General features: G+C 56.8%; 5 protein-coding genes. All 5 read left to right on the forward strand.

Annotation, left to right across the window (positions count from 1 at the left end; translation table 11 throughout):
* Positions 1-357 precede the first annotated feature (357 nt).
* Genes ACR0AD_RS20930 through ACR0AD_RS20950 form a run of 5 tightly spaced genes read left to right on the forward strand, consistent with a single transcriptional unit; the run spans position 358 to position 4,372 of the window.
* Entirely contained in the window at positions 358-972 is a 615-nt protein-coding gene (locus ACR0AD_RS20930; protein WP_480489499.1) for a TetR/AcrR family transcriptional regulator, read from the forward strand.
* Positions 969-2,123: an efflux RND transporter periplasmic adaptor subunit gene (locus ACR0AD_RS20935; protein ID WP_480489498.1), complete on the forward strand. Its 1,155-nt coding sequence runs from the start codon at positions 969-971 to the stop codon at positions 2,121-2,123. The genes ACR0AD_RS20930 and ACR0AD_RS20935 overlap by 4 nt, the downstream gene beginning before the upstream one ends.
* Entirely contained in the window at positions 2,120-3,256 is a 1,137-nt protein-coding gene (locus ACR0AD_RS20940; RefSeq protein WP_480489497.1) for an ABC transporter permease, read from the forward strand. The genes ACR0AD_RS20935 and ACR0AD_RS20940 overlap by 4 nt, the downstream gene beginning before the upstream one ends.
* Positions 3,257-3,260: 4 nt before the next feature.
* Complete coding sequence (locus ACR0AD_RS20945; RefSeq protein WP_480484950.1) at positions 3,261-3,974, forward strand: ABC transporter ATP-binding protein; 714 nt, start codon at positions 3,261-3,263, stop codon at positions 3,972-3,974.
* Positions 3,971-4,372 (forward strand): hypothetical protein, encoded by a 402-nt coding sequence (locus ACR0AD_RS20950; RefSeq protein ID WP_480489496.1) that lies wholly within the window; start codon positions 3,971-3,973, stop codon positions 4,370-4,372. The genes ACR0AD_RS20945 and ACR0AD_RS20950 overlap by 4 nt, the downstream gene beginning before the upstream one ends.
* Positions 4,373-4,554: the final 182 nt, after the last annotated feature.

The raw sequence follows: 4,554 nt of genomic DNA on the forward strand, positions 1-4,554 counted from the left end.
CTCATCTCCACTCTCTGATGGTTACGATGAGCCTGAAATCCTCCGCTACGCAATCAACCTAGTCTGTTCCATGGGTGCTGATGGCGGACAGCGAAATAACCTCACAGGAGACTGCGTTGCGTTTGAAGTCAGCGACGAGCACAAGCGGCTTGATGTCGTGTTATTCCCAAAGTTTGACTATAGGTGTCGCGCAGTTATCGGGTGCTGCCCACCGTTTACCTGTCGATCTTCTTGCTACCAAAAGTTGCCATATGCCCCCTTCCGACCCTGATAACGTAATCAAATCCAGATGCGCTTGACGTCAAGTGTATCTCGCCTTAATAAGTTAGTTATTACTCACTAACATAATGGTTTCGAATGCCCGCCCGCAAGCCCGCAGATGAACGCAAGACCGAGATCGTACAAGCCATGCTGCGCCTCGCGGACGAGTTGGGCCCTGATCGCCTGACCACACAGTCGGTTGCTGATGCAGTCGGGCTGACGCAGCCCGCAATCTTCCGGCACTTCGCGACCAAACAGGATTTATGGTTGGCGGTAGCTAACGAGATTTCTGAACGCCTCCGAACCGCGTGGGGTGACGCGCTTAGGACATCTGCCGATCCGGCAGAGCGGATCAAAGCGCTGATTTTGGCTCAATTGCACCAGATCGAGACTATGCCGGCCATCCCGTCTATTCTTTTCTCGCGCGAGCTACAGGTAGAAAACGACGATCTCCGGCAAGCTGTTCTTACGCTGATGACTGAATTGGTCACATTGCTGTCCATCGAGCTGACCAACGGACAGAAAGCGGGCCTGTTCGACACAAACCTGCCGCCTGAAGACGGAGCGCTACTGTTGATCTCACTGGTACAAGGGTTGGCGATCCGCTGGACTCTGGGGAAACGCGGTTTCGCATTGGAATCCGAAGGGCACCGATTGCTCGACGCTCAGATGCGGCTATTCCGAATAGAAAGTACAGAGGTTTCGCCATGAACCGCCGTATCATCTTCGGTGTTACCCTTGCTGTCGGCCTCGCCGTCTTTGGCTGGCTTGTCCTTACAGAGCGCCCGGTTAGTGTTTCCACTGCCGCAATTGAAAAGAATGTCCCTGTTCGTGTTTATGGGCTGGGGACGGTCGAGGCCCGGATCGTCTCAGATGTCGGATTTGAAGTTGGTGCCACGCTGACAGAACTTTCGGTCGACAGTGGTGATACCATCAAAGCGGGGCAAGTCCTTGCCCGGCTTCATCCGACGGAACAACAAGCAAAAGTCGCGCGCGCCAAAGCCGGGATTGCCGCCGCAGAGGCCACTTTGGGCAAGGCTGAGGCAAATGTGATCCGCGCGCGTGCCATTCTTGCGCAACGGCAGTCGACAAATGCGCGCCAGCAGGAACTTGCCGGACGCAATGCCGTCTCGACTCAGGCTGCAGAAGAGGCCCAGCGGGATGTCGATGTTGCAGCCGCTGATCTGGCCGTAGCAGAAAGTGATGTTGAGGTTGCCAAATCCATGCACAGTGACGCCAAGGCAGCCCTGCAATACGAGCGTGTGCTGCTTGATCATCATGTGTTGCGGGCTCCCTTTGACGCGGTCGTTGTTGAGCGCCACGTCGAAGCAGGTACAGTTGTTGTCGCTGGTGAACCTATCTTTACCCTTTTGGACCCGAACACTGTTTGGGCTTTGGCCTACATAGATGAAGAGAGGGCCGGGCCCCTGCAACTCGGACAAGTTGCCGAAGTGAGGTTGCGGTCTTTGCCGCATAAGGTCTTCACCGGCAAGATCGCGCGGATCGGTATAGAAAGTGACCGGGTGAACGAAGAACGCCGGGTCTGGATTGCATGCAATCGGTGCCCGGAACAGGTTTTTCTTGGCGAACAGGCCGAAGTTTGGATCACAGTGACAGAGCTGGTCGATGCGATGTTGGTTCCCGAGATCGCAATAACCGGTTTTGACGGGCATGAAGGACTTATATGGATCGCGCAGGATGGGCGTGCGCATCAGGTATCGGTAGTCTTCGGTCACCGGACCGAGGATGCGCGGGTCGAACTGGTCGGTGGTATTCCCGACGGCTCGCAGGTCATCTTGGCACCCGGTAAAGGGCTGTCCGAGGGGCGCATGGTTCGGGTCGTCGAGAGGGATGCGCCATGAACCTCGCCTACCGCGATGTGCGTCACAATCTGTTCCGCTTCATGCTGACTTGCCTCGGCCTCAGCCTTCTGATGGCGGTCGTGCTGGCAATGATTGGTATTTACAATGGGCTGGTTGCGGACGCGCTGAACATCGTTAAAGCACCGCGAGCAGATCTTTGGATTGTTGAAACTGGTACACGCGGGCCGTTTGCAGAAGCCTCAAAAATTCCTGACGGAACCCGTGATGCCGTGGGGCGATTGCATGGTGTGGCCGAAGCGGGCAGCATCACATACCAGACCGTCGAGGCGCCCTTTCGCGGCGAAACGCTACGCCTGTACGTGATCGGATACGAGCCAGGTCACCCCGGTGGACCCGAAGCAATCACGGTAGGGCGTGGGATCAGCCAGTCCCATTTCGAAATCGTGGCAGACGCCAAATCCGGACTGTCCGTCGGTGATGTGATCCGACTGGGCCGCGATCCTTTCACTGTGGTCGGGTTGGTCGAGGATACGATGAATTCCGCCGGTGATCCGGCTGCGTTCATCACTTTACGCGATGCGCAGGTGCTACAGACGCAACTGGCCCCGTCGGCTCAACGCGTCCAGGAGGCACGAGGCGCGGGGTTGCTCGAAAGTCAGGACAGCGTTGCGGCTGTGATCGCACGGCTTGAACCGCTTGCAGACCCGCAAGCAGTGGCGCAGTCGGTGCGCCAATGGAAACATCTTGGGGCCCTGACACAAGCCGATCAGGAGTCTATCTTGCTAATGTCTGTGGTGGATCGGGCAAAGCGGCAGATAGGTTTGTTTCTGGGCATCTTATTGTCCGTTTCAGCCGTTGTGATCGCATTGATTATCTACACGATGACCATGGAAAAGCTAAAGCAGATCGCCACACTCAAACTGATCGGCGCCCCCGACCGCACGATCATCGGGCTGATCGTGCAGCAATCCATTGCACTTGGTGCGGTCGGCTGGAGTTTCGGTCTGATCCTTATCCTGCTTGTCAAAGACTACTTCCCCCGCCGGGTTGTGTTGGAGCCGATCAACGCCGTCGCGCTGGCAGGGATCATCCTCATTGTCTGCATCGTCGCCAGCGGCCTTGGCGTTCGTGCAGCACTCAAGGTCGATCCGGCTACGGCAATCGGAGGGTGACGTCATGCTCAATGATCCGCGCCGCGTGATTGTAGATGTTACCAATGTCTCAAAGCACTTTGGCGAGGGCGGTGCACGTGTCGATGCACTGAAGGGTGTTGATCTGTCAGTCGAGGCGGGCGAAGTGGTGGCACTACTCGGCCCGTCTGGATCGGGTAAAACGACGCTTCTGAATGTCATTGGCTGCATCATTGCTCCGAGTACGGGGAAGGTTACGCTGGACAATGAGGCGGTTTACGACAAGCAATGGCTGCGAAACGATTTGCGTAGGCTACGGCTCGACAAGATCGGGTTTATCTTTCAGTTCCATAATCTTCTGCCATTTCTCGATGCCAAGGATAACGTTGCTCTGGTGCTGAAACTGGCTGGAAAGTCGACGGTCGAGGCGCAAAGGCGCGCTGTCGAACTGCTGGACTATCTGGAGGTCGGTCACCGCAGGGATGCGATGCCCGCGCTTCTGTCCGGAGGTGAGGCGCAGCGTGTGGCCATCGCACGCGCCCTTGCCAACAGCCCGCGCATCATTCTGGCAGATGAACCAACTGCGGCGCTTGACAGCCAGAGGGCCGGGATCGTGATGGACCTGATGCGCAAGCTCGCAGCTGAGCAAGACGCCTGCATCATCGCGGTGACGCATGATGAAAAGATTTACGACCGGTTCGACAAGCTGTTCCACTTACGCGACGGCCGACTTGATGGAACGGAAGGGGGCGCGACATGAAAAATGCAACCACTGGCAACCGCGCCCTGAACATAGCGGCGAGCGTGGCAATAGTGTTCGGCGCGTTGACTGTTTTCTCAGGCGGACGGGCCTTGTTTGGTGGCGATGAAACACGCGCAGCCGTTGGTAATGCAGTGCCCTTCGTGCTGTGGTTCAACTTTCTGGCAGGATTCGCCTATGTCGTGGCCGGCATTGGACTGTTTCTTCGGCACCGGTCAGCGGCCTGGATATCAACAGGTATTCTGGTTGCCACCGTTCTGGTTTTTCTGGCCTTCGGCGCTCATGTGCTGCAAGGCAATGCCTATGAGATGCGCACCCTCGGCGCGATGACCTTGCGCACGGGTGTCTGGTTAGCCATTTCCGTTGTGGCTTGGGTGCATATCTGGCGAGCAGAATGACTCGCCTGTAGATATGCCGTTACTCGCGGGACATTTCCTTTAACCTCGCAGTCGGGGACAAAGGAGATGTTTATGAATCAGGACGTACGCGGGTATTGTCACGTTAACGTCCGGTCGACGAGGGAATGCTGATGGTCGGGATTCAAGCGGCTCGAGTGGCAGCATTCCAGGCGTTAGTTGCC

Source organism: Ruegeria sp. BH8 (genome assembly GCF_056538065.1).